The sequence below is a fragment of the Bradyrhizobium sp. USDA 4454 genome (genome assembly GCF_054822705.1).
The window spans coordinates 3,642,394-3,663,999 of sequence record NZ_JBTRCN010000001.1 but is presented as its reverse complement, the minus strand read 5'-3'; the positions used below and the strand labels follow the sequence as shown (position 1 = coordinate 3,663,999).

Annotated in this window: 21 protein-coding genes; 9 read left to right on the top strand and 12 right to left on the bottom strand. The window is 63.6% G+C overall.

Annotation, left to right across the window (positions count from 1 at the left end; genetic code table 11):
• Positions 1-18 precede the first annotated feature (18 nt).
• The 8 genes from ACVIW0_RS17110 to ACVIW0_RS17075 all read left to right on the top strand — a co-directional run bounded on the left by ACVIW0_RS17110 (position 19) and on the right by ACVIW0_RS17075 (position 7,521).
• A complete protein-coding gene (locus ACVIW0_RS17110; protein ID WP_461353373.1) occupies positions 19-930 on the top strand; it encodes a YoaK family protein in 912 nt (303 codons plus the stop codon).
• Entirely contained in the window at positions 927-1,706 is a 780-nt protein-coding gene (locus tag ACVIW0_RS17105) for an alpha/beta fold hydrolase (protein ID WP_461353372.1), read from the top strand. The genes ACVIW0_RS17110 and ACVIW0_RS17105 overlap by 4 nt, the downstream gene beginning before the upstream one ends.
• A complete protein-coding gene (locus ACVIW0_RS17100; protein WP_461353371.1) occupies positions 1,706-3,532 on the top strand; it encodes an FUSC family protein in 1,827 nt (608 codons plus the stop codon). Before ACVIW0_RS17105 ends, ACVIW0_RS17100 begins: the two co-directional genes overlap by 1 nt.
• A complete protein-coding gene (locus ACVIW0_RS17095; protein WP_461353370.1) occupies positions 3,532-3,735 on the top strand; it encodes a DUF1656 domain-containing protein in 204 nt (67 codons plus the stop codon). Before ACVIW0_RS17100 ends, ACVIW0_RS17095 begins: the two co-directional genes overlap by 1 nt.
• 11 nt (positions 3,736-3,746) lie before the next feature.
• Positions 3,747-4,916, top strand: coding sequence for a biotin/lipoyl-binding protein (locus ACVIW0_RS17090; protein WP_461353369.1), 1,170 nt, complete (start codon positions 3,747-3,749; stop codon positions 4,914-4,916).
• Positions 4,917-4,957: 41 nt separating this feature from the next.
• Positions 4,958-6,706, top strand: a complete 1,749-nt coding sequence (locus ACVIW0_RS17085; RefSeq protein WP_461353368.1) for an alpha-keto acid decarboxylase family protein — start codon at positions 4,958-4,960, stop codon at positions 6,704-6,706.
• A 137-nt stretch (positions 6,707-6,843) separates the two neighbouring features.
• A complete protein-coding gene (locus ACVIW0_RS17080; protein WP_461353367.1) occupies positions 6,844-7,068 on the top strand; it encodes a hypothetical protein in 225 nt (74 codons plus the stop codon).
• 24 nt (positions 7,069-7,092) lie between these two features.
• A complete protein-coding gene (locus ACVIW0_RS17075; protein WP_461353366.1) occupies positions 7,093-7,521 on the top strand; it encodes a VOC family protein in 429 nt (142 codons plus the stop codon).
• A 123-nt stretch (positions 7,522-7,644) separates the two neighbouring features.
• Here ACVIW0_RS17075 and ACVIW0_RS17070 read toward each other — a convergent pair whose 3' ends face one another.
• Positions 7,645-8,898: an adenylate/guanylate cyclase domain-containing protein gene (locus ACVIW0_RS17070; RefSeq protein ID WP_461353365.1), complete on the bottom strand. Its 1,254-nt coding sequence runs from the start codon at positions 8,896-8,898 to the stop codon at positions 7,645-7,647.
• Positions 8,899-9,072: 174 nt separating this feature from the next.
• Here ACVIW0_RS17070 and ACVIW0_RS17065 point away from each other — a divergent pair, with 174 nt between their 5' ends.
• Positions 9,073-9,264: a hypothetical protein gene (locus ACVIW0_RS17065; protein WP_461353364.1), complete on the top strand. Its 192-nt coding sequence runs from the start codon at positions 9,073-9,075 to the stop codon at positions 9,262-9,264.
• Between the two features lie 20 nt (positions 9,265-9,284).
• Here ACVIW0_RS17065 and ACVIW0_RS17060 read toward each other — a convergent pair whose 3' ends face one another.
• The 11 genes from ACVIW0_RS17060 to ACVIW0_RS17010 all read right to left on the bottom strand — a co-directional run bounded on the left by ACVIW0_RS17060 (position 9,285) and on the right by ACVIW0_RS17010 (position 21,422).
• Positions 9,285-10,085, bottom strand: coding sequence for an N-acyl homoserine lactonase family protein (locus tag ACVIW0_RS17060; protein WP_461357354.1), 801 nt, complete (start codon positions 10,083-10,085; stop codon positions 9,285-9,287).
• Positions 10,086-10,234: 149 nt separating this feature from the next.
• A complete protein-coding gene (locus tag ACVIW0_RS17055; RefSeq protein WP_461353363.1) occupies positions 10,235-11,185 on the bottom strand; it encodes a cation diffusion facilitator family transporter in 951 nt (316 codons plus the stop codon).
• Positions 11,186-11,354: 169 nt separating this feature from the next.
• Positions 11,355-13,610: a DNA topoisomerase IV subunit A gene (gene parC / locus ACVIW0_RS17050; RefSeq protein WP_461353362.1), complete on the bottom strand. Its 2,256-nt coding sequence runs from the start codon at positions 13,608-13,610 to the stop codon at positions 11,355-11,357.
• Between the two features lie 72 nt (positions 13,611-13,682).
• Positions 13,683-14,432: a DNA repair protein RecO gene (gene recO / locus ACVIW0_RS17045; protein ID WP_461353361.1), complete on the bottom strand. Its 750-nt coding sequence runs from the start codon at positions 14,430-14,432 to the stop codon at positions 13,683-13,685.
• A 161-nt stretch (positions 14,433-14,593) separates the two neighbouring features.
• Positions 14,594-14,974 (bottom strand): hypothetical protein, encoded by a 381-nt coding sequence (locus tag ACVIW0_RS17040; RefSeq protein WP_461357353.1) that lies wholly within the window; start codon positions 14,972-14,974, stop codon positions 14,594-14,596.
• Positions 14,975-15,007: 33 nt separating this feature from the next.
• Complete coding sequence (gene era, locus ACVIW0_RS17035) at positions 15,008-15,943, bottom strand: GTPase Era (RefSeq protein ID WP_461353360.1); 936 nt, start codon at positions 15,941-15,943, stop codon at positions 15,008-15,010.
• Complete coding sequence (rnc, locus tag ACVIW0_RS17030) at positions 15,936-16,757, bottom strand: ribonuclease III (RefSeq protein ID WP_461353359.1); 822 nt, start codon at positions 16,755-16,757, stop codon at positions 15,936-15,938. The genes era and rnc overlap by 8 nt, the downstream gene beginning before the upstream one ends.
• Positions 16,754-17,515 carry a signal peptidase I gene (gene lepB, locus ACVIW0_RS17025; protein WP_461353358.1) on the bottom strand — a complete coding sequence of 254 codons (762 nt, stop codon included), beginning with the start codon at positions 17,513-17,515 and terminating at the stop codon, positions 16,754-16,756. Before lepB ends, rnc begins: the two co-directional genes overlap by 4 nt.
• 282 nt (positions 17,516-17,797) lie before the next feature.
• Entirely contained in the window at positions 17,798-18,214 is a 417-nt protein-coding gene (gene acpS / locus ACVIW0_RS17020) for a holo-ACP synthase (protein ID WP_021078359.1), read from the bottom strand.
• On the bottom strand, positions 18,211-18,981 hold the full coding sequence (locus tag ACVIW0_RS17015) for a pyridoxine 5'-phosphate synthase (protein ID WP_461353357.1): 771 nt from the start codon (positions 18,979-18,981) through the stop codon (positions 18,211-18,213). The genes acpS and ACVIW0_RS17015 overlap by 4 nt, the downstream gene beginning before the upstream one ends.
• A gap of 149 nt (positions 18,982-19,130) precedes the next feature.
• Positions 19,131-21,422, bottom strand: coding sequence for a RelA/SpoT family protein (locus ACVIW0_RS17010; RefSeq protein ID WP_461353356.1), 2,292 nt, complete (start codon positions 21,420-21,422; stop codon positions 19,131-19,133).
• Positions 21,423-21,606 lie beyond the last annotated feature (184 nt).

Sequence of the window (21,606 nt, the reverse complement as noted above, 5' to 3'; positions counted from 1 at the left end):
ACGCGAAGAGACCTCGTCATGTTGAGCCCGTTCCAGCACGAACCCAATTGCTCCCCACGGTTGGCGCGAGCAGCGGCGGTGTGCGCCACAAGCGGAAAACTCAGCCCCGCGGCAGGTGTTGGTCCTGCCGGAAACGAGCGGACGACCTCGCCTCAAGGGGACCCTGCAGCCGCGGCGTCCGCACTCTTCGATTTCACAAGTCGCGCCATTCCATTGGTCCTGGGCGTGATCGCGGGATCGACTGATACCATCGGCTTTCTCGGCCTCAACGGACTGTTCACCGCCCATATCACGGGCAATCTCGTCGTACTGTCGGCGCATTTCGTTGCCGGCGACCCGACGATACTTTCTCACGTACTGGCCCTGCCAGTCTTCATGCTGACGCTGTTCTTCACGCGTTTGCTTGCCGGCGGCTTGACGCGAGCAGGACTTTCAACCTTGCGACCGTTGCTGCTGACGGAGGTGCTCTTTCTCGTTGCCTTCCTCGTGGTTTGCGGTGTGTGGGGCCCATGGCGCGACCCAAACGCGATACTTGCGACCATCGCGGGTCTGCTCGGGGTTGCGGCAATGGCGGTCCAGAACGCGCTCGCGCAGATTTCGCTGACGAATGCGCCTGCGACATCGGTGATGACAACAAACGTCACTCGCTTCGTGCTGGATCTTGGCGAGATGCTGGTTGGCTGTGACCATGCAAAGGCGGCACAAGCCCGGGCCCGCGCGAAAAATACTTTTCCAGTGATTCTCGGCTTTTCGACCGGCTGCCTCCTGGGAGCGGCTGCCGAATCTGCCGTCGGTTTGTGGTCATTGGCTTTGCCTGCAGGACTTGCACTGGCCGCCTTCGGCATCAGCTCAACAGACCGGAGCAGCTCCATAACCCGCATCATCGAGTTCAGTCGTCCCGCCACTCTTCACGAAGGAGCGATACCATGATGATCGACAGACGCACGTTCTCAACTGCGCTGCTGGCCGGCGCAGCAGCCTCGCTGATCTCCGCCCGAGGCATGGCGGCAAACGTAGCTCGGCCGAAGGCCCGCAACGTCGTGCTTGTGCATGGACTGTTCGCCGACGGCTCCTGCTGGACCGATGTGATCCCGCGGTTGCAGGCCGCGGGCCTGAATGTCACCTCTGTGCAAAATCCGTTGACCACTTTGCCCGAAGCCGTCGCATCAGCCGAGCGCGTATTGGCGCGACAGGATGGCCCGACAGTGCTGGTCGGCCATTCCTTCTCCGGCATGATCGTGACCGAGGCCGGGGTGCATCCAAATGTGTCCGCACTAGTCTATGTGGCGGCACGCGCACCTGATGCGGGCGAAGATTACACGGCCCTGGCCAAGACGTTTTCGCCCCCGCCGGCATCGGCCGGCATCGTTTTCGACGGTGACGAGGGTCGCCTTTCCGAGGAAGCCTTTCTGCGCGACTTCGCTGGCGACCTCCCGCCTGCGAAGGCAAAAGTGCTCTATGCGGTGCAGCAGCCGTTTCAAAAAGCGCTGCTTACTGGAAAGACCACCAATGCGGCATGGCGTTCAAAGCCGAGTTTCTATGCGGTATCGACCGAGGACCGCACTATCAATCCGGATCTCGAGCGCTTCATGGCCAAACGCATGGGTGCGAAGACCATCGAAGTGAAGGCGAGTCATCTTTCGTTGATTTCGCACCCCATGGAGATCGCAAGCCTGATCCTGGAAGCGGCAGGACAGCAAACCTGATGACGCGAGCAACAACTATCCAACAGCCGTTCACGATGGCGAAGATTCCAGTCAGCTCGTGGGCTTTCGCCGTCCGCGTTTGGGTCGCGACCATCCTGGCCTTGTTTGTAAGCTTTTGGCTGCAGTTGGAAATTCCCTCGACGGCCGCGGTGACCGTTGCAATTCTCGCAGAACCAACCCGCGGTCAGGCGCTGGACAAGGCGGGCTTCCGACTGCTCGCCACCATTGTGGGGGTGATCGCTTCACTCGCAATAACCGGGCTGTTTTCCCAGGCGAGAGACCTGGTGCTGGCGGCGTCTGCAGTGTGGCTCGGCCTCTGCGTCTTTGCAGCGAGGCTTCTGGATGGCTATCGCGCCTATGCAGCTGCCCTATCCGGCTACACGGTTGGAATCATCGCTATACAGCAGATCGACAATCCGCAAAACGTGTTCGAGATCAGCATGGAGCGTGGCGCGGCGATCGTCGTCGGCATCGCATCCATTGCGGTCGTAAATGTATTGCTGCTGGCTCCCGACCGGCATCCGCGACTCATGGCGCAGCTCGAGGCAATTCATCGCCGTGTCCGTCAATACGCAAGTGTTGCTCTCCACGGCCAAGGCAATTCGACGACCTTTCTATCCCTGATACGTGAAATCGTGGAGCTCCGTCCCGTGATAGAAAGCGCCGCGCTGGAGTTGAGCAGCGGCTCCGTCAGGAGCGCGGCCGCCCGAAGCGCTGCCGTCGGATTGGTTGCTGAATTGGAGGCGGCAAGCACGTTCAATTCGAGCCCTGCTCATCTCGATCGGGAAACCGCCGCATGGCAGGCCAAAGAATTGTTGCGACGGGACGAGAACGTTCGCCAGGCACTGTTGGCCCTGAGGTGGGCCGAATGGCCGGCAACGTTGTGGCGTGCCCCCTTATACCGCTCGTATCGAATTGCAGCCGAAAGTGGTTTGCGCGCCGCTCTATGGTTTGCGATCGCGTCGATCATATTCGTTTGGGCCGGATGGTCCGCCGCAAGCGTCTCGCTGTATCTTGTCGCGGCGGTGGCCGCACTGGGAGCAACAACGCCGAATCCGCGCGGCTTCACCACCATCGCCCTCATCGGTGCGCCGATCGCAGCTGTGCTGGCCGGGATACTCGAGTTCAGCGTCCTCGATGGCAGTGACGCCTTTCTTGTACTGGCGATCGCCCTGGCTCCGTTTACAATCGGCGCGGCACTTCTCACCACATCGCAAAGTCTTCTGTGGTCAGGACTCGGTCGCGTCAACCTCATCGCGATCACGACCATCCTGGCGCCGAGCAATCCCCAAAACTATGATCCGCAGACGTTCCTCTTCATATCTGTGTTCCTTGTCACGGCTGCAGCGGTCCTGCTGGCGGCGCAAATGCTGATACCGCCTCTCTCCGATGAGAGGCAAAAGATGCGGCTGCTCGCGGAAGCTCGCGGCGAGTTGCGGAATCCAAACGACAACAACAGCCTGACTCCGGAAGAGGTAGCGTTCCGCGACGCATCACGCATCGGACAATTCCTTTCCGCCAACGGAGCGCAGGACGGTCGCGCTGTGGCCGAAATGCTCTCCTGCTTTTATCAATCGGCAATGATCAGGCTTTCCGATGAAACACTAAAGCAGCTCGCTACCGGGCCGCTCGCTACATTGTGCCGGCATGCGCGAGCGGCGATCGCCACACGAGAGACGGGCACGATCCGCGCCATCGCGCAGCAGTTGCGCGATCGAAACCCGCGAGCGGATTCCATCGAAGCAGAGGCCGCGGCGTGTCTGGTCTTCACAAGCGACATCATCGATCAGGACGGCGTAGTGTTTTCCGCGTGGGAGACGACCTAATGGCGCGCACTTTTGGAGAATTGGTCGTCGGAGGCGTTCTGGTAGCGCCCTTTGTAACCTACCTGGTGGTCGCCCTTGTTACCGTCATGGTGCTCCGGCCACTCCTGCAGGTTACAGGCTTTGCGAAGATGTTCAGTCACGCCGCGATTGCGCAGCTCAGTCTCTATGTGACGGTTCTGTGCGTGTTGATGCTGTTGTCCTAGAGGAGAACGCCATGGATACGATTGTTCTTGAAGCTGTTCGGAAAGACGATGCGCAGGGAGGTGTCGCCCGCTCGTCGCCGGCATCCGTTCGGGTGGCGAGCGGGTTCGAAGATGCCGAACGAGAGATCGCGAACGATCACGTTCGGGACGAACAGATTATCCCTCCTTCGGCCAAGCCTATGTCACGTCGACCAAGTGATGTCTCACGAACAGTGCGGATCGTGTTGAAAAAGATGGCTACGGCCGGCATTGGCATTGTTGCGGTGCTGAGCGCCGTGGTGACCTGGGACCTGTACAACGCTGCACCTTGGACGCGCGATGGTCGCGTGCGAGTGCAGGTCGCGAGTGTGGCGCCGCAAGTTTCCGGACAGATCAAGGAGGTTCGAGTCGCCGATAATCAATTCGTGCACAAGGGCGACCTCTTGTATGTCATCGATCCCTTTGATTTTCAGGTGGCACTGCGCGGGTTCAGAGCAGTTTTGGAGCAAAAGAGGGCCGATCAGAACGTAAAGGAATTGCAGTCCGAGCGTCGCGGCCGCTTGTCCGACCTTGCGAGCAGCACGGAGGAAAAGCAGGTCTATGAGGGAGGCGCGATTCAAGCGAAAGCGGCCGCTGATGCGGCTCAAGAGGTGGTATCGCAGGCGGAGATCAACCTACAGCGCACAGAGGTTCGCAGTCCGGTCAACGGACACGTCACCAATCTATTATTGCGAGAGGGCGACTACGCGCACCAAGGCACCCCCAACGTTTCGATCATAGATACGGATAGCTACTGGGTAGACGGCTATTTCGAGGAAACCAAGCTGGCTCGACTGTGCGTAGGTGATCGCGCCGAGGCAAAGCTGGTGGGCTATTCAGCGCCGATCATTGGTCACGTCGCAACGGTGACGCGTGGCGTCAGTGTGTCCAATGCGACAGCCGCGACGCAGGGCTTGCCCAACGTCGATCCGGTCTACACCTGGGTTCGTTTGGCGCAGCGCGTGCCCGTCCGCATCGCGATCGACAAGGTGCCACCCGAAGTGCCGCTAGTGTCTGGCCTGACCGCGACTGTCACGATCCGCGACAGCAGCGACGAAGGCGCGACGCTGTTTCAGAGGGGGCGCGCCGACCTTAGCCGGAGCCTTGCGGGATTGCTCGGTGCAGATCCGGCGCGGCCCGGCTGCATTCCAAAGGAATCTTGAGACCTACTTCCACTGACATCAACCAATCTGAGGAGACAACAATGTCCAGCATTCCAAGTCTACGCATGAAGATTGGCGACTTCCTGCTTCGCCGTCTGGAGGAGGCCGGCATCCGGCACTTGTTCGGTGTTCCCGGCGACTACAACCTGACGCTTTTGCAGCAGCTTTATGACGCGGGCGCGTTGAAGTGGGTCGGCACGACCGGCGAGCTGACCGCGTCTTACGCGGCGGACGGCTATGCACGGCTGAACGGATTGGGTGCGCTGCTGGTTACCAACGGCGTCGGCGCCCTGAGCGCGATCAACGGCATCGGCGGCTCTTACAGCGAGCACATTCCGGTCATTTGTATTTGCGGATCGATACCACTCAGGTCGATCGACCGCGGCCTGGGGATGCATCACACAATGGCGGACGGAAACTTTGACCATTTTCTCGACGCCTATACGCCAGTGACAGCGGCACGAGCGCGGCTCACTCCGCGCAATGCAGCCGCCGAAATCGATCGGCTGATCCTCACTGCCTGGCGGGAAAAGCTTCCAGTGTATATGGAGCTGCCGTCCGACATTGCTTACCTGGACATCGAGGTCCCGGCAGATCCGCTCGTGCTCGCCGAACCGCCGAGTGATCCGGAACGTCTGCGCTCGTGCATCGCTGCTGTCGTGGCGCGGCTGTCCGGTGCCACCTCGCCGGCGATCCTCGTGGATGCGGACGCAGATCGTTTTGGCGTCGCGTCCGAACTCATGGAACTCGCCGGGAAGATGCAGGCACCCGTAGCGGTCGTCAACGCGGCCAAAGCCGTGATTGACGAGACATTCTCATACTACCTCGGCATCTACGGCGGCCAGGCGAGCGACCCGCAGGTACGCGAAGCGATCGAAGGCAGCGACTGCCTGCTCTCGATCGGCTACAGGCCGATCGAGGTGACCACCGGCGACTTCACGGCTTCGCTACCCGCGCATACGATCTACGCGCGCGGCCATTCAGTGGACGTGGGTGACGATAACTATCAGGCGGTGACGCTCAAGGAAGTCCTCCGCGGCGTAATCGAGGCTATCCCGCTCGTCAGCCGCCGCGCTCCAGGTCATCTTATGCGAGCTCGGGCGAGCACCGAGATCGAGGGCTCCGCCAAGCTGACTCAAGCCGCCTATTGGCAGGCCATCCAGAGCTATCTCCGACCCGGAGACGTCCTTTACGTCGACAATGGCACGTCATTCGTCCTCCTGGGCCTTAGGCTTCCGCCGAATTGCACTTTCATCGGCTCGATCAATTGGGGATCGATCGGCTACTCGGTCGGAGCCTTGCTGGGCGCGCTCACGGCCGCCCCGGACCGTCGTCACCTACTGTTCCTCGGCGATGGCTCGTTCCAGGTCACGGCGCAAGAGCTGTCGACCATTCTGCGACACGAGCACAAGCCGGTAATCTTCCTGATCAACAATGGCGGATACACCATCGAACGCGGTTATATCGGCAAGACAGAGCCGTACAACGATGTCGCCAACTGGCTCTATGCCGATCTCCCCAAGGTTTTTTGCCCCAACACGTCTGCGCGCTCGTTTGTCGTCAGAACGAATGAGGATCTGCAAGACGTGCTCAATCAGCCCAACGATACGATGATTTTCGTCGAATCGATCATGGACTCCTGCGATGCGCTCGCGCCGGTCATCGCGAGCAGCAACAAGGGCGCCGAGATCGACTACGGGCCTCGCGGGCCCCAAGGACGCGACGACCTGCAGCTTCGGCCAGCAGCATCCCAATCGAAATCCGACAAACGTATCGGAGAATTGACATGACGAGCACTATGCCCATTCGTCGCGTCGCCGTCATCGGCACCAGAGCACGCCCCATGAAGGGTAAGACTACCGACTAGCTATCAAGCGAACACCAATCTTTACGTCGAAATGGAATTGGTACATGGATTGTGCTTACGGTGTTGTTGTTGCTCCTGGTCGCGACTGGCGTCATCGCCTATCTTGGTTGGACCCTCGGAGATGCCGACGTACCAGCGTCAGGCTATATCGCGATGGGGTTCGGCGTGATTTTCTCTTTGGCTGTTGGCGTCGGATTGATGACGCTTCTCTTTTACAGCAGTCGCAAAGGATACGACGAACCAGCAGTTTTGATTGAAGGATCTCGCATTGATCGAGATGATTGACAGGACTTTGGCCAAGAGGACCGAATGATTGACCACGTCTACATATCCGTCACCAACATCGACAAGTCATTGGCCTTTTACTCTGAGGCCCTGAAGCCGCTCGGCTGGAGGGTCTTCGGTAACTACGACTCAACTTCGGGCCCCGAGGGCGTCCCTGATCTCTACGGCATCGGAGACGACGTCTACGGCACCGGAAAGGCGGTCGGATCAAGCATTTGGTTACGTCAACGCGAACCTGGCGAGACCGGGCTGTATCTCGGGATTGTCTGCGACACAAATGAACTCGTCGACGCAGCCTATGCCGCGGCAATCAAAGCTGGGGGCACTGACGAGGGCAAACCGGCGGATCGCACCTACTTTGCCCCCGGCTACTACGCCGCCAACGTGGCCGACTTCGATGGAAACCGCCTTGAGTTCGTGCATAAGGCGTGGAATTCTCAGCAACGCACATAGCATCGCCAATGCATGACCTTGTCTGCAATTGGCCCTTCAGCGACATCGGGAGATGTCCGCTTTCCGGCCGGTGTTAGAGGTTGAGCGGACATCAGGCGGCCAGCCGCTGAATGCGTACACAGCCTAGCTCGCGAGATAGCGCTCATACTTGCCGCCGACCACCTCGTCGGCGGCAACCGCCGGATCCAGAGTGTAGAGATCCTGCGCGTGGCTGATGCCGCGCAGCACGAAGCGGCCGGTGGAGACCAGGTAGTTGCGGCCGGTCGCGTCGAGCCCGGTGCGGAAATCGGTCGAGGTCAGCAATTCCCGGTCGACCGAGGCGCACATCGAGGCGATCCGGCTGACCTCGTTGACGGCGGGCCCGACCACGGTGAAATCCAGCCGGTCCTCGCTGCCGATATTGCCGTAGAACACCTGGCCGACATGGAGGCCGACATAAGCGGTCGTTGTCGGCCGGCCCTCGTTCTCGCGGCGATCGTTCAGCACGCGGATGTTGTGGCGGAACCTGTGCTCGGCCCGCAACGCCGCGCGCTTGGCGCTCGCCAGATTCTCGCTGGTGAACATCGCCAGCACGCCGTCGCCGATCAGCTTCAGCACCTCGCCGCCGGCGTCATGGATCGCGTCGATCGAGGCCTGCGCATAGTCGTTGAGGAACGGGATGATCTCGTCGGGGCCGATGCGCTCGCTGATCGCAGTCGAGCCGCGCACGTCGGAGTACCACAGCACGGCCTTGATCTTCTCGGTGATGCCGCGCTGCATGCGCCCGCGCAGCACCTGCTCCGCAGTCTCGCGTCCGAGATAGACCCGTCCGAGCGTGCGGGCGATCTCGACCTGAGCAGCCGACTTGATCGCAAGCCCGAGCACCGGCACCAGATCGCGCAGCGCCGCCATGTGGTTCTCGCTGAACCCGTCCGAATGGCGTGTGGTGTAATAGGAGTAGAAGCAGTCCATCTCGCCGATCGTGCCGGCCTCGCCGAAGCGGTGCACGAAGGCGGCGAAATGCTTGTGGCCCTTCTCGGCGAGCTCACCGATCATCGAGAAATCGTGGCTCTCGGCGAGGTCGATCACCATCTCCTCATGGCCGTTTTCGAGCATGTGGTGGAACGCCGACCGCCGCCAGGTCTGGTTGGCCTCGCCGGTGCTGGTCGAGCCGTATTCGAAGATGTCGGCCTCGTTGCTCTCGCCGTCGTTCCAGCGGAAGCCGCGCCCCTCGAAGATCGGATGCAGGGTATCGATGAAGACGATCGCCCGCGACAGCGGCATGCCGGCCGCCCGGCAGCGCTCGCAGAAGCCGCGCAGCAGGTCGTTTTCCGGCAGGCCGGTGAGGCCCTGGCGGACCAGCCAATTCATGAGGCGCAAACGGGGCGTCAGTTCCATCAGTGGATTATGCCGGGCAATCGATGCGGGAGGAAGGGTTGGTCGTCACGTGACAGATGCGGGCGCCCATGCGGCATTGCAAGGCCGCCTCGCCTCACCATTTCGCAGGGAACAGCGTCGCAAAAAGCCGCCGATTCCGCTTTCCTTTGCCTCGCCCTTCGCGCACAAGGGCGCATGGACAACGACCCCGGCCAGCCCAATCCGATCCGACGCCTCGTGCAATGGGCGATCACCCCGCCGCAATCCTATGGCGTGTACCTGGCCGGCATCATCCTGGTGTACGCCCTGTCGTTCTACGCCGGCACGCTGAAGCCGAAGCACGCGCCCGCCGCGCCGGTGAGCGCACCGTCCACACCGCACAGCTGATCAGGCCGTAACCAGGCCGCTCAGTCATAGAACTCCGGCGACAGCTTCAGCCCGTCGCGCTGGGCCTTGTCGTGGTTGATCCAGAGCTGCGCCTTCTCTTTCGTCAGCGTGTCGGCGATCTTCTGCATCGAAGCCAGCGTCTGCTCCTTGCTGGCATTCAGGCTCGGCACCCGCCGATTGTCCCAATTGTCCCTGAAGTGAACGGCATCGCCGGTCAGCACGACCGCGCCGCTGTTCGGCAACTTCACCAGCAGCGACTGGTGGCCGGGCGTGTGGCCCGGCGTCGACAGGATGGTGACGCTGCCGTCGCCGAACACGTCGCGGTCGCCGTCGAGCTTGGTGACGGGATGCTCGGGCTTGAAACGCGGGGCGTTGTTGGCGCCGGGCCACTCATACTCGGCCTTCTGGACGTACAGCATCGCGGCCGGAAACATCTCGACATTGCCGATGTGATCGGGATGGGTGTGCGAGACGGCCATCGCCTTGATGTCCGACGGGTTCACGCCGAGCTGGTCGAGCTGGGCGGCGAGCGTCTTCGGCCGCCGCCAGGTGACCGCCTTGGGATCGGCGGGCGCAAGGCCGTTCGGCATCGCTGCCACCGCGTCGGGAATGCCGGTGTCCCACAGGAACCAGCCCTGCGTGTGCTTGATCAAATAGCAATTGTCTACGAAATCCATCGACTTGCCTTCGTTCACGCCGGGCGACCAGCGCGAAATGTCGCCGGCAACGCCTTCACCGCAGTTGAGGATGTAAAGCCGCTCGACGCCTGATTTCGCCGGCTGGGCGTCAGCATGTGTCGCCGCCACGGCCCAGATCAACATCGCAAGACCGATTGCCTTCCTCACATCGCCCTCCGCTGATCGCGCCGATTGTCTTCACGCGCGGCCGCAATGTGCCGCCTCGCCGGCGGCCGTGGAAGACGCGGAGACAGCTCGATCGATCAATTGAACGCGAGCGAATCTCGCCGCCGCTAGACCATTTCCGCCGGCGCCAGCCGGCAGGTCTCGCTGCTGCTCTCGACCTGCAACGTGGCGTGGTGAATGCTGAACCGCGCCGACAACTCGGCGCAGACGTGATGCAGGAAGACGTCGTCGTGGCCACCGGGCCGCACCAGATGCGCGGTCAGCGCGGTCTCGCTGGTGCTCATCGCCCAGACGTGCAGGTCGTGCACCTCGGTAACGCCCTCGAGGGCGGCGAGATAATCCCTCACCTGCTTGAGGTCGATCCCCCTCGGCACCGCGTCGAGCGCGAGGTTGACGCTGTCGCGCGCCAGCTCCCAGCCGCTCAGCAGCACGACCGCGGCGATGACCAGGCTGATCGCCGGATCGAGCCATTGCCAGCCGGTCGCCATGATCAAGAGCGCCGCGATCACGACGCCGAGCGAGACGCCGGCATCCGCCACCATGTGCAGGTAGGCGCCGCGGACGTTGAGGTCGCTGTCGCGACCGCGCATGAACAGCAGCGCGGTGCCGCCATTGATCAGGATGCCGAGCGCCGCGACCCAGACCACGGTCCAGCTTGCGACCTCCGCCGGTTCGCGGAAGCGGTTGATCGCCTCGACCACGATGCCGCCGACCGCGATCAAGAGCAGCCCGGCATTGAACAGCGCCGCCAGGATCGAGGCGCGGCGATAGCCATAGGTGTGGGTGTCGGTCGGACGCCGGCCGGCGAGCCACGCCCCGGCCCAGGCCAGCAGCAGCGCAATGACGTCGGAGAAATTGTGGACGGCATCCGAGACCAGCGCCAGCGAGTTGGCGGAGTAGCCGAAGATCAGCTCCGCGATGACGAAGGCGGTGTTGAGCGACGCACCGATCGCAAAGGCCGTGCCGAAGCTCGCGGGCGCGTGGCTGTGGCCGGCGTGCGAGTGCCCGCCGTGGGAATGACCATCGTGGGCATGGTCGTGGTCGTGATTGTGTGCCATGGCAGCCGTCGCAAGAAATCGTCGACGACGGTTATAGCGCGGCGAGATGTGGATACTATCACACCACGGGGTCTCGTAGCCCGGATGGAGCGCAGCGCAATCCGGGATCACTGCTCAACGCGACAGCGGCCCCGGATTTCGCTCCGCTCCATCCGGGCTACAAATCCCGCTACTCCACGCCGCGATTGAACTTGTTCGACTTCGGCAGGCCGTGGGCGAGCCGGCCGGCGTCGGCGCGGTTGCCGCGCCAGTCGGCCAGTTCCTTCATGGTCATGCTGTGCTCGCGGCCGGCGGAATCCTTCCAGGTCAGGCCGGTCTTGGAGTCGAACACCGCGACGTCGGACAGCGACGCGCTGGTGTATTTCTGCAACCGCACGCCGCGGCCGCGCGCCATCTCCGGCACCTGGTCGAGACCGAACAGCACCATCTTGTGGTTGGTGCCGATCACCGCGACGGTGTCGCCGTTCACGGTCGTGATCGCGCGGGCCTCGTTCGGCATCTCGACATTGAGCACCTGCTTGCCCTTGCGGGTGTTGCCGACGCAGTCCTCTTCCTTGACGATGAAGCCCTGGCCCTCGCTGCTCGCGATCAGGAACTTGCGCTCGCCCTTGTTGACGAACAGCGCGATGATCGCGGCGTCCTGCTCGAGGTCAATGAACATGCGGATCGGCTCGCCATGGCCGCGGCCGCCCGGCAGTTTTGCCACGTCGAGCGAGTAGAACTTGCCGTTGGTGGCGAACAGCAGCAGCTTCGAGGTGGTCTCGGCGAAGAACGCGTGCTCGAGCTTGTCGTCGGTCTTGAAGGCGAGCCCCGAGAGGTCCTCGACATGGCCCTTCAGCGTCCGCACCCAGCCCTTCTCGGAGATCACGACGGTGCACGGCTCGCGCTCGACGAGGGCTTCCTCGATCGCGGCGAGGTCATGCTCGGGCGCATCCGCGAAGGTGGTGCGGCGCTTGCCGAGCGGCGTCTTCGGTCCGAAGATGTCGCGGACCTTGCGCACCTGATCGCCGACCTTGGCCCATTGCTCGGCCTCGGAGCCGAGCAGCCCCTCGATCCCCTTCAGCTCCTTGCGCAGATCCTTGTCCTCGGTGCGGATCTCCATCTCTTCCAGGCGGCGCAAATTGCGCAGCCGCATGTTGAGGATGGCTTCCGCCTGGATCTCCGACAGCTTGAAGGTCTTGATCAGGACCGGCTTCGGTTCGTCCTCGGTGCGGATGATCTTGATCACCTTGTCGAGGTTCAGATAGGCGACGAGATGGCCGCCCAGGATTTCGAGCCGGTGCTCGATCTGGCCCTTGCGGAAGTTGGAGCGGCGGACCAGCACGTCGCGCAGATGGTCGAGCCATTCGCGCAGGCACTCGGCCAGGCCGACCACCTTCGGGATGCGGCCCTTGATCAGCACGTTCAGGTTCAGCGAGATCTTGCTTTCCAGCTCGGTCAACCGGAACAGCGACTCCATCATCAGCGCCGGATCGACGGTGCGCGATTTCGGCTCGATGACGAGACGGACATCCTCGGCCGACTCGTCGCGGACGTCGGCCACCAGCGGCAGCTTCTTCTCGTTGATCAGCTCGGCGATCTTCTCGACGATCCGCGACTTCTGCACCAGCCACGGAATCTCGGTAACCACGACCACCCAGGTGCCGCGCGCGCCCTCCTCCTGAATCCAGCGCGAGCGGGTGCGGAACGAGCCGCGGCCGGTGGTGTAGGCCTCGATGATCGATTCCTTGGAATCGATGACGATGCCGCCGGTCGGGAAGTCCGGACCCTTGACCCATTTCAAAAGCGCCTTCGACTTGGCGTCGGGCTTCTCGATCAGATGCAGCGCGGCGTCGCAGAGCTCGGCGGCGTTGTGCGGCGGGATCGAGGTCGCCATGCCGACCGCAATGCCCTGCGCGCCGTTGGCCAGCAGGTTCGGGAAGCCGCCGGGCAGCACCACCGGCTCTTTCGACTGGCCGTCGTAATTGAGGCGGAATTCGACGCCGTCCTCGTCGATGCCGTCGAGCAGCAGCCGCGCGACCTCGGTCATGCGCGCTTCGGTGTAGCGGTAGGCGGCCGGATTATCGCCGTCGATGTTGCCGAAATTGCCCTGGCCGTCGACCAGCGGGTAGCGCGAGGAAAAATCCTGCGCCAGGCGCACCATGGCGTCATAGATCGCCTGGTCGCCATGCGGATGGAACGAGCCCATCACGTCGCCGACGATCTTGGCGGACTTCTTGAAGGCGGCGCGCGGGTCGAGCCCGAGCAGGTCCATGCCGTAGAGGATGCGCCGGTGCACCGGCTTCAGCCCGTCGCGGGCGTCCGGCAGCGCACGATGCATGATGGTCGAGAGCGCATAGGCGAGATAGCGCTCCTCGAGCGCGTCACGCAGCGGCACCTCGTGAATTTCGGCCGGCTCTTCCGGCGGTATCTGACGTTTTCCCATGGGGAGGCGTTAAACCTTGGCGGTGAATCGGGCAAGCCGCGAATCAGCGGCAATTTAGGGCCCGAATCGGTCTTACGGAACCGCCGTTCGGCTCCGCCGCCCGGTAACAGCGTTGATAAATCCGTCGCGGGCATCGGAATGGCCCTGCCCGCGCGGCTCCAGCACGTGGCGGAGCAGGAACAGGCCGGTGATCTGAAAGCCGTCGCGCAGGTCCTGGCCCGACCAGCTGTTGGCGCCGCCCTCGCCCTCGCGCAGGAACGCCGGCAACGGCAGCAGCCGGTCGCGCCACGGCTCGCCGGCGCTGCGCGACACCGCGCCGCCGGATTTCGGCGACACGTAGATCAGGTCGGTGGTCTCGCCGGTCGCGGCGCAGTTTTCCAGGTCGAGCCCGAAGCCGAGTTCGGTCAGCATCGCGAGCTCGAACCGGATCACATGCACCGCGGCCACGCCGGCGTCGTCGAAATCGTCGAGCGTCCCCTGCAGCATCTCGTAGATGTCTTCGTGCGGATCGCGCTCCGGCAGCAGCCGGACCAGCGCCGCCAGGTGCGTGACGCCATAGACCGCGTGCGACGAGGCCAGCAGCGTCGCCGCCCGTAGCCGCGTGCCCTCCAGCACGTACATGCCGAGATGCTCGTCGAGCCGCGCGCGCCACACCGCGGTGACGCTGTTGCCCGGCTGCAGCAGCGGCCGCATCCGCGACCCGGCGCCGCCGCGCACGAGGCCAAGATGGCGGCCGTGCTCGCGCGTCAACAGCTCGACGATGGCGGAGGATTCGCCATGCCGCCGCACGCCCAGCACGATGCCTTCGTCGGTCCATTCCATGGTCGGAAGTCTATCAGGATTCCGAGGGTGGACGCAGCGATCTCGACACGTCATTCCGGGGGGATGCGAAGCATCGAACCCTCAGGTGCGCAATTGCGCACCGAGAATCTCGAGATTCCGGGTTCGGTCCTGCGGACCGCCCCGGAATGACAGCGGAACCCCTATGCGTTGAACCAGCCCTGCGCGTCGCCGGTGAAGGAGTAATACAGCCCGGCCGCGGTCAGGATGCAGGACACGATCTCGATCGCGCTGTCGATCTCCAGGCCCTTGGCGCCGATCACCTGCACCAGCGACATCGCCGACAGCACCAGCATCGCGGCCAGCGCCCAGCGCGGCCAGTTCTTGCGGTGTCGCGCGGCGAGCCGGACGAAATACATCAGGAGCAGGATCATGCAGCCGGCAGTCAGGGTCTCACCCGTGATCATCTGCTCGGTCTTCTCGACGCTCGGCGTGCGGTCCTGGAATGCCACCGACAACGCATCGAGCGTCAGCGACAGGTAGAGCAGCACTTCAAACCACAGCACGTTCCTGGGCACGGTCATCGCTTGGGGCACGTCCATTAACAAACGCCGGCTCTATTCCTTGGGGAAGTCCAGTCCCATTTCCTTGTAGCGATCGGGATCGTCGCCCCAGTTCTCGCGCACCTTGACGAACAGGAACAGATGCACCGGCACGCCCATGATCTCGGCGATCTCGGCGCGGGCCTGGGCGCCGATCGACTTGATGGTGGCGCCGCCCTTGCCGAGCACGATCTTGCGCTGGCTTTCGCGCTCGACGAAGATCGTCTGCTCGATGCGGATCGACTTGTCCTTGCGGTCGGTCCAGCTGTCGGTCTCGACCGTCGACTGGTACGGCAGTTCCTGATGCAGATGGCTGTAGATCTTCTCGCGGGTGATCTCGGCCGCCAGATGCCGCATCGGCGCATCCGACATCTGGTCCTCGGGATAGAGGAACGGCCCGGCGGGCACCATCTTGGCCAGCGTCCGGCGCAGATCGTCGACGCCGTCGCCCGACAGCGCCGAGATCATGAACGTGTGCTCGAAGCGCATCCGCTCGTTGGCGGCCTGCGCCAGCGCCAGGAGCTTCTCGCGCTGCACGAGATCGACCTTGTTCAGCACCAGGAGCTTCGGATGCGCGACGCTCTCGAGCTTGGCCAGGATCGCGTTGGCCTCCTCGTCGATGCCTGACTTGGCGTCGAGCAGCACGCAAACGAGGTCGGCGTCGTGGGCGCCGCTCCAGGCGGTCGACACCATGGCGCGGTCGAGCCGGCGGCGCGGCGCGAAGATGCCGGGCGTGTCGACCAGGATGATCTGCGCGTTGCCCTCGATCACGATGCCGCGGATCAGCGCGCGGGTGGTCTGCACCTTGCGCGAGACGATGGTGACCTTGGAGCCCACCAGCGCGTTGACCAGCGTCGACTTGCCGACATTGGGCGCACCGATCAGCGCGACGAAGCCGCAGCGCGTAGCCTCCCCCTGTGCCTCCGCCTGTTCTTTGGCTTCGTCAGTCATTGGTGCCGACGCCTTCGCGCTCGATCATCGCGGATGCCGCTGCCTTCTCGGCGGCGCGCTTGTTGCCGCCAAGGCCCTCGGCGGAAGCCAGGCCCGGCAAGTCGACCGCGACGCGGAATTGTGGATCATGGTGCGGGCCGGTGCGTTCGACCTCGCGATAGACCGGCGTCGGCAATCCCTTGCCCTGCGCCCATTCCTGCAACACGGTCTTGGGGTCGCGCAGCGGCCGGCGCAACTTGTGCATCCGTTCGGTCCAGTTGCGCTCGACGAACTGGCGCGCGGCCTCGTAGCCGCCGTCGAGGAAGATCGCCCCGATCACCGCTTCGCAGATATCACCGAGCACCGACTTGCGCAGCCGCGCGCCCTCGACCGCCTTCACCATGCCGAGCTTGATGTCCTCGAGCAGCCCGAGCGCCTTGGCGACGTCGGCGCAGCTCTCCTTGCGCACGAGGTCGGCGAGCCGCTTCGACAATTCACCCTCGTCGGCCTTCGGGAACGCCCGGAACAGCATGTCGGAGACGATCAGGCCGAGCACGTGGTCGCCGAGGAATTCCAGCCGCTGGTAGCTGTCGGCGCGGTTGCGGGTGGCGGGCTTCAGCGCCGAGACGTGGGTGAATGCGGTGGTCAGCAGCGCGGGATCCGTGAAGGTGTAGCCGATGCGCGCCTCGGTGCCCGCGATCGCGGCCTTCGCCTCGGCGGTCTTGACCGCCTTGCTGCGCCGCTTCTTCGGCGCGGCTGTGCTGTCGACGGCAGGCGTCTGGCTCGGCTCGCCGGGCGGCGCTTGATCGTTGATGGCTGCGGTATCGTCGTTCATCGCACGATGGAGAATAGGCGATTCCACCGCACCGCGAACGGCCAGCGCCAGATCATCCAGGCCTGCTCACCCTCGGCGATCGAGAAGAAGATCATCTGGGCCCGCCCGATGATGTTCTCGAACGGCACGTAGCCGACCTGCGACAGGAAGCGGCTGTCGGTGGAATTGTCGCGGTTGTCGCCCATCATGAAGAAATGCCCGGGCGGAACGGTGTAGACGATGGTGTTGTCCATATAGCTGTTGTCTTGGCAGTCGAGCGTCTCGTAGCTGACGCCGTTCGGCAGCGTCTCCTTCCAGCGCTTGACGCGGGCGGTGGCATCGGCCGAGCCGCAGGGATCCTCGCCGACGAAATCGCTCAGCCGCTCCCGCTTGACAGCCTCGTCGTTGATGTAGAGCAGCCCGCTCTTGACCTCGATGCGGTCGCCCGGCAGGCCGATGACGCGCTTGATGTAGTCGGTGGAGTCATCGCGCGGCAGTCGGAACACCACGATGTCGCCGCGGTTCGGCTCCGCGCCGAAGATGCGGCCGGAGAAGATGTTCGGCGAGAACGGAATCGAATAGTGGCTATAGCCGTAGGAATATTTCGAGACGAACAGATAGTCGCCGACCAGCAGCGTCGCCTTCATCGACCCCGAGGGGATGTTGAAGGGCTGGAACAGGAAGGTGCGGATGACGAGCGCGATCAAAAGGGCATGGATGACGACGCGGATGGTTTCGCCCAAGCCGCTTTCAGATTTGGTCCCGGTGGTCACGCTCATTGCTTTCCCAATTCCCGTGGCCTTGATGTCCACGCGGTGGCAGAACGTTCTCTTCGCGCGAAGCGCTCGGCCCTCGCGTGAGGAAAATGGCCTTGATTCTGATCTTGAGGGCAAATTCCGGCCTGAACCCGGAATCCGCGTCTCGCTCGATATACCTTGCGGCGTTTTAGACGGTTGTTCGCAAGGGCGCAATCAATCGCCGCCTCAAAACTTCGCAATTCATTGAAATATCAATGATTTCAGGGTTTGCTGAGTTTTCCGGCAAATTCCGGCGCCGTCGGCTCATCTGGCCGGAGCAACCGCCGAAATTATGACGAAGGCCTGCGCCAGCGGCCAATCGTCCGTGATCGAAAGGTCGATCTGCGCCTGCATGCCCTCGGGCGTCAGTTCCTGGAGCCGGGCCAATGCCCCGCCGGTCAGCCGCATCGACGGCCGCCCGCCCGGCAGGTTCACCACGCCCATGTCCTTCCACCACACCCCGCGCCGGATACCGGTGCCGAGCGCCTTGGAGCAGGCCTCCTTGGCGGCGAAGCGCTTGGCGTAGGTTGCGACCACCATCTTCTCGTTATTGGCACGGCGCATCGCCTTGGCGCGCTCGGCGTCGGTGAAGATGCGGTCGAGGAAGCGCTCGCCATGGCGCTCGATCACCTTCGCGACCCGGGTGATGTCGATCAGGTCGGAGCCGATGCCGATGATCATGCGCTGATCGCACCCTGCGCCTTGGCGCGGCCGCGGTCCATCGCCGCGCGCATCTCGCGCACCGTCTCGGCGATGCCGACGAATAGCGCCTCGCCCATCACGAAATAGCCGATGTTCAGCTCGCGGATTTCGGGCAGCGCGGAGATCGTCTCCGCGGTCTCGTAGTCGAGCCCGTGCCCGGCATGGACCTCGAGCCCGGCCGCCTGCGCGAGCCTGGCGCCGGCCACGATCCGGGTCCACTCGGCCTCCGCCTTGTCCTTGTGGCCGTCGACCACCGCATCGCACCAGCCGCCGGTGTGGAGCTCGATGACCGGCGCCTTCAGCTTCGCGGCCATCTCGATCTGCCTGGGATCGGCGGCAATGAACAGCGATACCCGGATGCCGGCATCATTGAGCCGCGCGATGAACGGCGCCAGCGCATTGTGCTGGCCGACCACGTCGAGGCCGCCTTCGGTGGTGAGCTCCTGGCGCCGTTCCGGCACCAGGCAAACCGCGTGCGGCTTGGTGGCCAGCGAAATCCGCAGCATGTCGTCGGTCGCCGCCATCTCGAAATTCAGCGGCTTGGAGATCTCGGCCTTGAGCCGCGCCATGTCCTCGTCGCGGATATGGCGGCGGTCCTCGCGCAGATGCGCGGTGATGCCGTCGGCTCCGGCCGCGATCGCGGCAAGCGCCAGCCGCACCGGATCGGGCCGCGCCCCACCCCGTGCGTTGCGCAAGGTCGCGACGTGATCGACATTGATACCAAGACGGAGCGGAGGAGCGGACATCATATTACTTTCTGATGACGGTGGAACGGTCCCCTCATCCTGAGGAGCCGCGCAGCGGCGTCTCGAAGGATGAGGCCACTGACCGGGCCGCATGGTTCGAGACGGCGCTCGCGCGCCTCCTCACCATGAGGGTCGGCAGTGTAGCGCGTCTATCCATTGACCCGCTCGACCCGTGCGACGACGGCCTTGGCGCGCAGCTGGGCGATGATAGCGCTGAGATGCTTGAGGTCATAGACCTCAAGATCGATGGTCAGCTCGGTGAAATCGGGCGACTGGCGCGACATGTGGATGTTGTCGATATTGCCGTCGTGCTCGGCGATCACAGTCGCGATCTGGGCAAGGCTGCCGGGCTCGTTGACATTGTGGACCAGGATGCGCGCCGGGAAGCGCTGCGGCATGGTCTCGTCGATGTCCCAGCGCACGTCGAGCCAGCGCTCCGGCTCTTCCTCGAAATCCTTCAGCGCCGGCGACTGGATCGGATAGATCGTGATCCCCTCGCCCGGCGTGACGATGCCGACGATCCGATCACCTGGCACCGCGCCGCCGTTCGGCGCGAACTTCACCGGCAGGTCGGAATTGATGCCGCGCACCGGGATCACCGAGGTGGCGCGCGCCGGATGCGGCGGGTTCTGCGTCTTCAGCTTGGCGGCGAGCCCCTTCCTGGCGCCGTAGCGCACCAGCCGCTCTTCCTTGTAGTCGGGATACATCGCGCGCGCGACGTCGGAGGCCTTGATCTCGCCGCGGCCGACCGACGCCATCACCTCCTCGATCGAGCTGCGCGCGAGCCGTGGCAGCGCGCCCTTCAGCTTGTCGTCGGCATATTCGATCTTGGCGCGGGCAAACAGGCGGTCGACGATGCGGCGGCCGAGCCCGGCATACTGGTCGCGCACGGCATCGCGGGTGGCGCGGCGGATCGCGGCGCGCGCCTTGCCGGTGCGGGCGAGCGCCTCCCAGGCCGACGGCGGCGCCGACTGCGCCTTCGAGGTCAAGACCTCGACCTCGTCGCCGTTTTGCAGCTCTGATGACAGCGGCGCGAACTTGCCGTTGATCTTGCAGCCGACCGCGCTGTTGCCGACAGCCGTGTGCACCGCATAGGCGAAATCGATCACATTGGCGTTGCGCGGCAGCGCGATCAGCTTGCCCTTCGGGGTGAAGCAGAACACCTGGTCGTGGAACAGCTCGAGCTTGGTGTGCTCGAGGAATTCTTCCGGATTGGAGCTCTCCGAGAGGATGCCGATGGTGTGGCGCAGCCAGGCGAAGGCGTTGGACTCGTGCTTCAGCCGCTCATGCGGCGAGCCCGCCCCCTCCTTGTAGAAGGCGTGCGCGGCGATGCCGAACTCGGCGATCTGGTTCATCTCCTCGGTGCGGATCTGCAATTCGACGCGCTGCTTGCCCGGCCCGATCACGGTGGTGTGAATCGACCGGTAATCGTTCTGCTTCGGGGTCGAGATGTAGTCCTTGAAGCGGCCCGGCACGACCGGCCAGGTCGTGTGGACGATGCCGAGCGCGCGGTAGCAGGCGCCGACATCATCCAGGATGATGCGGAAACCGTAGATATCCGACAGCTGCTCGAACCCGACCGACTTGCGCTCCATCTTGGTCCAGATCGAAAACGGCTGCTTGCGGCGGCCGAACACCCGCGCGGTGATACCGTTCTTCTGCAGGTTCTTGGACAGCTGGGTTTCGATCTCGCCGATCAGATTGCGGTTGCGCTCGGCCAGTGAATCGAGCCGCTGCTGGACCACCGCGTAGGCCTCGGGGTCGAGCACGAAGAACGACAGGTCCTCGAGTTCCTCGCGCATCTCCTGCATACCCATGCGGCCGGCCAGCGGCGCATAGATATCCAGCGTCTCATCGGCGATGCGGCGGCGCGAGGCCGGCGGCATGAACTCCATGGTCCGCATGTTGTGCAGGCGGTCGGCGAGCTTGATCAGCAGCACGCGGACGTCGTCGGCGATCGCCAGCAGCAGCTTGCGCAGATTCTCGGCCTGCTTGGCCTCGCGCGAGACCAGTTCCAGCCGCTTCAACTTGGTGAGGCCTTCGACCAGTGCGCCGATCTCGTGGCCGAACACGTGGTCGATCTCGGCCCGCGTCGCTTCGGTGTCCTCGATCGTGTCGTGCAGCAGCGCCGCCACGATCGTGGCGTCGTCGAGCTTGAGGTTGGTGAGGATCGCGGCGACTTCGAGCGGATGCGAGAAATAGGGATCGCCGGAGGCCCGCATCTGGGTGCCGTGCGCCTTCATGGCGTAGACATAGGCGCGGTTGAGCAGGTCTTCGTTGGTATCGGGGTTGTAGGACCGGACGCGCTCGACGAGGTCATATTGTCGCATCATCCGCGCCCGCGGCCTGGCCGGCCGCTCCGCCGCGGACGACGCCGGCGCCACCGCGACCGTTTCGGTTGCAGCCTGCATCTGGATGGAACTGCGGCGTCGATACGCCATGAACTCGCTGCCTCTCGCGCGGGACCGGATGTCCCATCTTGCTCAATCTAGTGCGCTTTTGAATGAAGCTGCACCCCGCGCGGGCCCTGGAGCCATTCAAATTCCCGCGCCCGCATAGGACGCACCGTAACAGCGAAATTGTCAACAAAAGCAAAGGCCCGGAGCAATGTCCGGGCCTTTTTCA

Bases quoted from the DNA above. Each gene is read 5' to 3' on its own strand.
- ACVIW0_RS17110 (WP_461353373.1), top strand. From the start codon at position 19: ATGTTGAGCCCGTTCCAGCACGAACCCAATTGCTCCCCACGGTTGGCG.
- ACVIW0_RS17105 (WP_461353372.1), top strand. From the start codon at position 927: ATGATGATCGACAGACGCACGTTCTCAACTGCGCTGCTGGCCGGCGCA.
- ACVIW0_RS17100 (WP_461353371.1), top strand. From the start codon at position 1,706: ATGACGCGAGCAACAACTATCCAACAGCCGTTCACGATGGCGAAGATT.
- ACVIW0_RS17095 (WP_461353370.1), top strand. From the start codon at position 3,532: ATGGCGCGCACTTTTGGAGAATTGGTCGTCGGAGGCGTTCTGGTAGCG.
- ACVIW0_RS17090 (WP_461353369.1), top strand. From the start codon at position 3,747: ATGGATACGATTGTTCTTGAAGCTGTTCGGAAAGACGATGCGCAGGGA.
- ACVIW0_RS17085 (WP_461353368.1), top strand. From the start codon at position 4,958: ATGTCCAGCATTCCAAGTCTACGCATGAAGATTGGCGACTTCCTGCTT.
- ACVIW0_RS17075 (WP_461353366.1), top strand. From the start codon at position 7,093: ATGATTGACCACGTCTACATATCCGTCACCAACATCGACAAGTCATTG.
- ACVIW0_RS17070 (WP_461353365.1), bottom strand. From the start codon at position 8,898: ATGGAACTGACGCCCCGTTTGCGCCTCATGAATTGGCTGGTCCGCCAG.
- ACVIW0_RS17065 (WP_461353364.1), top strand. From the start codon at position 9,073: ATGGACAACGACCCCGGCCAGCCCAATCCGATCCGACGCCTCGTGCAA.
- ACVIW0_RS17060 (WP_461357354.1), bottom strand. From the start codon at position 10,085: ATGTTGATCTGGGCCGTGGCGGCGACACATGCTGACGCCCAGCCGGCG.
- ACVIW0_RS17055 (WP_461353363.1), bottom strand. From the start codon at position 11,185: ATGGCACACAATCACGACCACGACCATGCCCACGATGGTCATTCCCAC.
- parC (WP_461353362.1), bottom strand. From the start codon at position 13,610: ATGGGAAAACGTCAGATACCGCCGGAAGAGCCGGCCGAAATTCACGAG.
- recO (WP_461353361.1), bottom strand. From the start codon at position 14,432: ATGGAATGGACCGACGAAGGCATCGTGCTGGGCGTGCGGCGGCATGGC.
- ACVIW0_RS17040 (WP_461357353.1), bottom strand. From the start codon at position 14,974: ATGACCGTGCCCAGGAACGTGCTGTGGTTTGAAGTGCTGCTCTACCTG.
- era (WP_461353360.1), bottom strand. From the start codon at position 15,943: ATGACTGACGAAGCCAAAGAACAGGCGGAGGCACAGGGGGAGGCTACG.
- rnc (WP_461353359.1), bottom strand. From the start codon at position 16,757: ATGAACGACGATACCGCAGCCATCAACGATCAAGCGCCGCCCGGCGAG.
- lepB (WP_461353358.1), bottom strand. From the start codon at position 17,515: ATGAGCGTGACCACCGGGACCAAATCTGAAAGCGGCTTGGGCGAAACC.
- acpS (WP_021078359.1), bottom strand. From the start codon at position 18,214: ATGATCATCGGCATCGGCTCCGACCTGATCGACATCACCCGGGTCGCG.
- ACVIW0_RS17015 (WP_461353357.1), bottom strand. From the start codon at position 18,981: ATGTCCGCTCCTCCGCTCCGTCTTGGTATCAATGTCGATCACGTCGCG.
- ACVIW0_RS17010 (WP_461353356.1), bottom strand. From the start codon at position 21,422: ATGGCGTATCGACGCCGCAGTTCCATCCAGATGCAGGCTGCAACCGAA.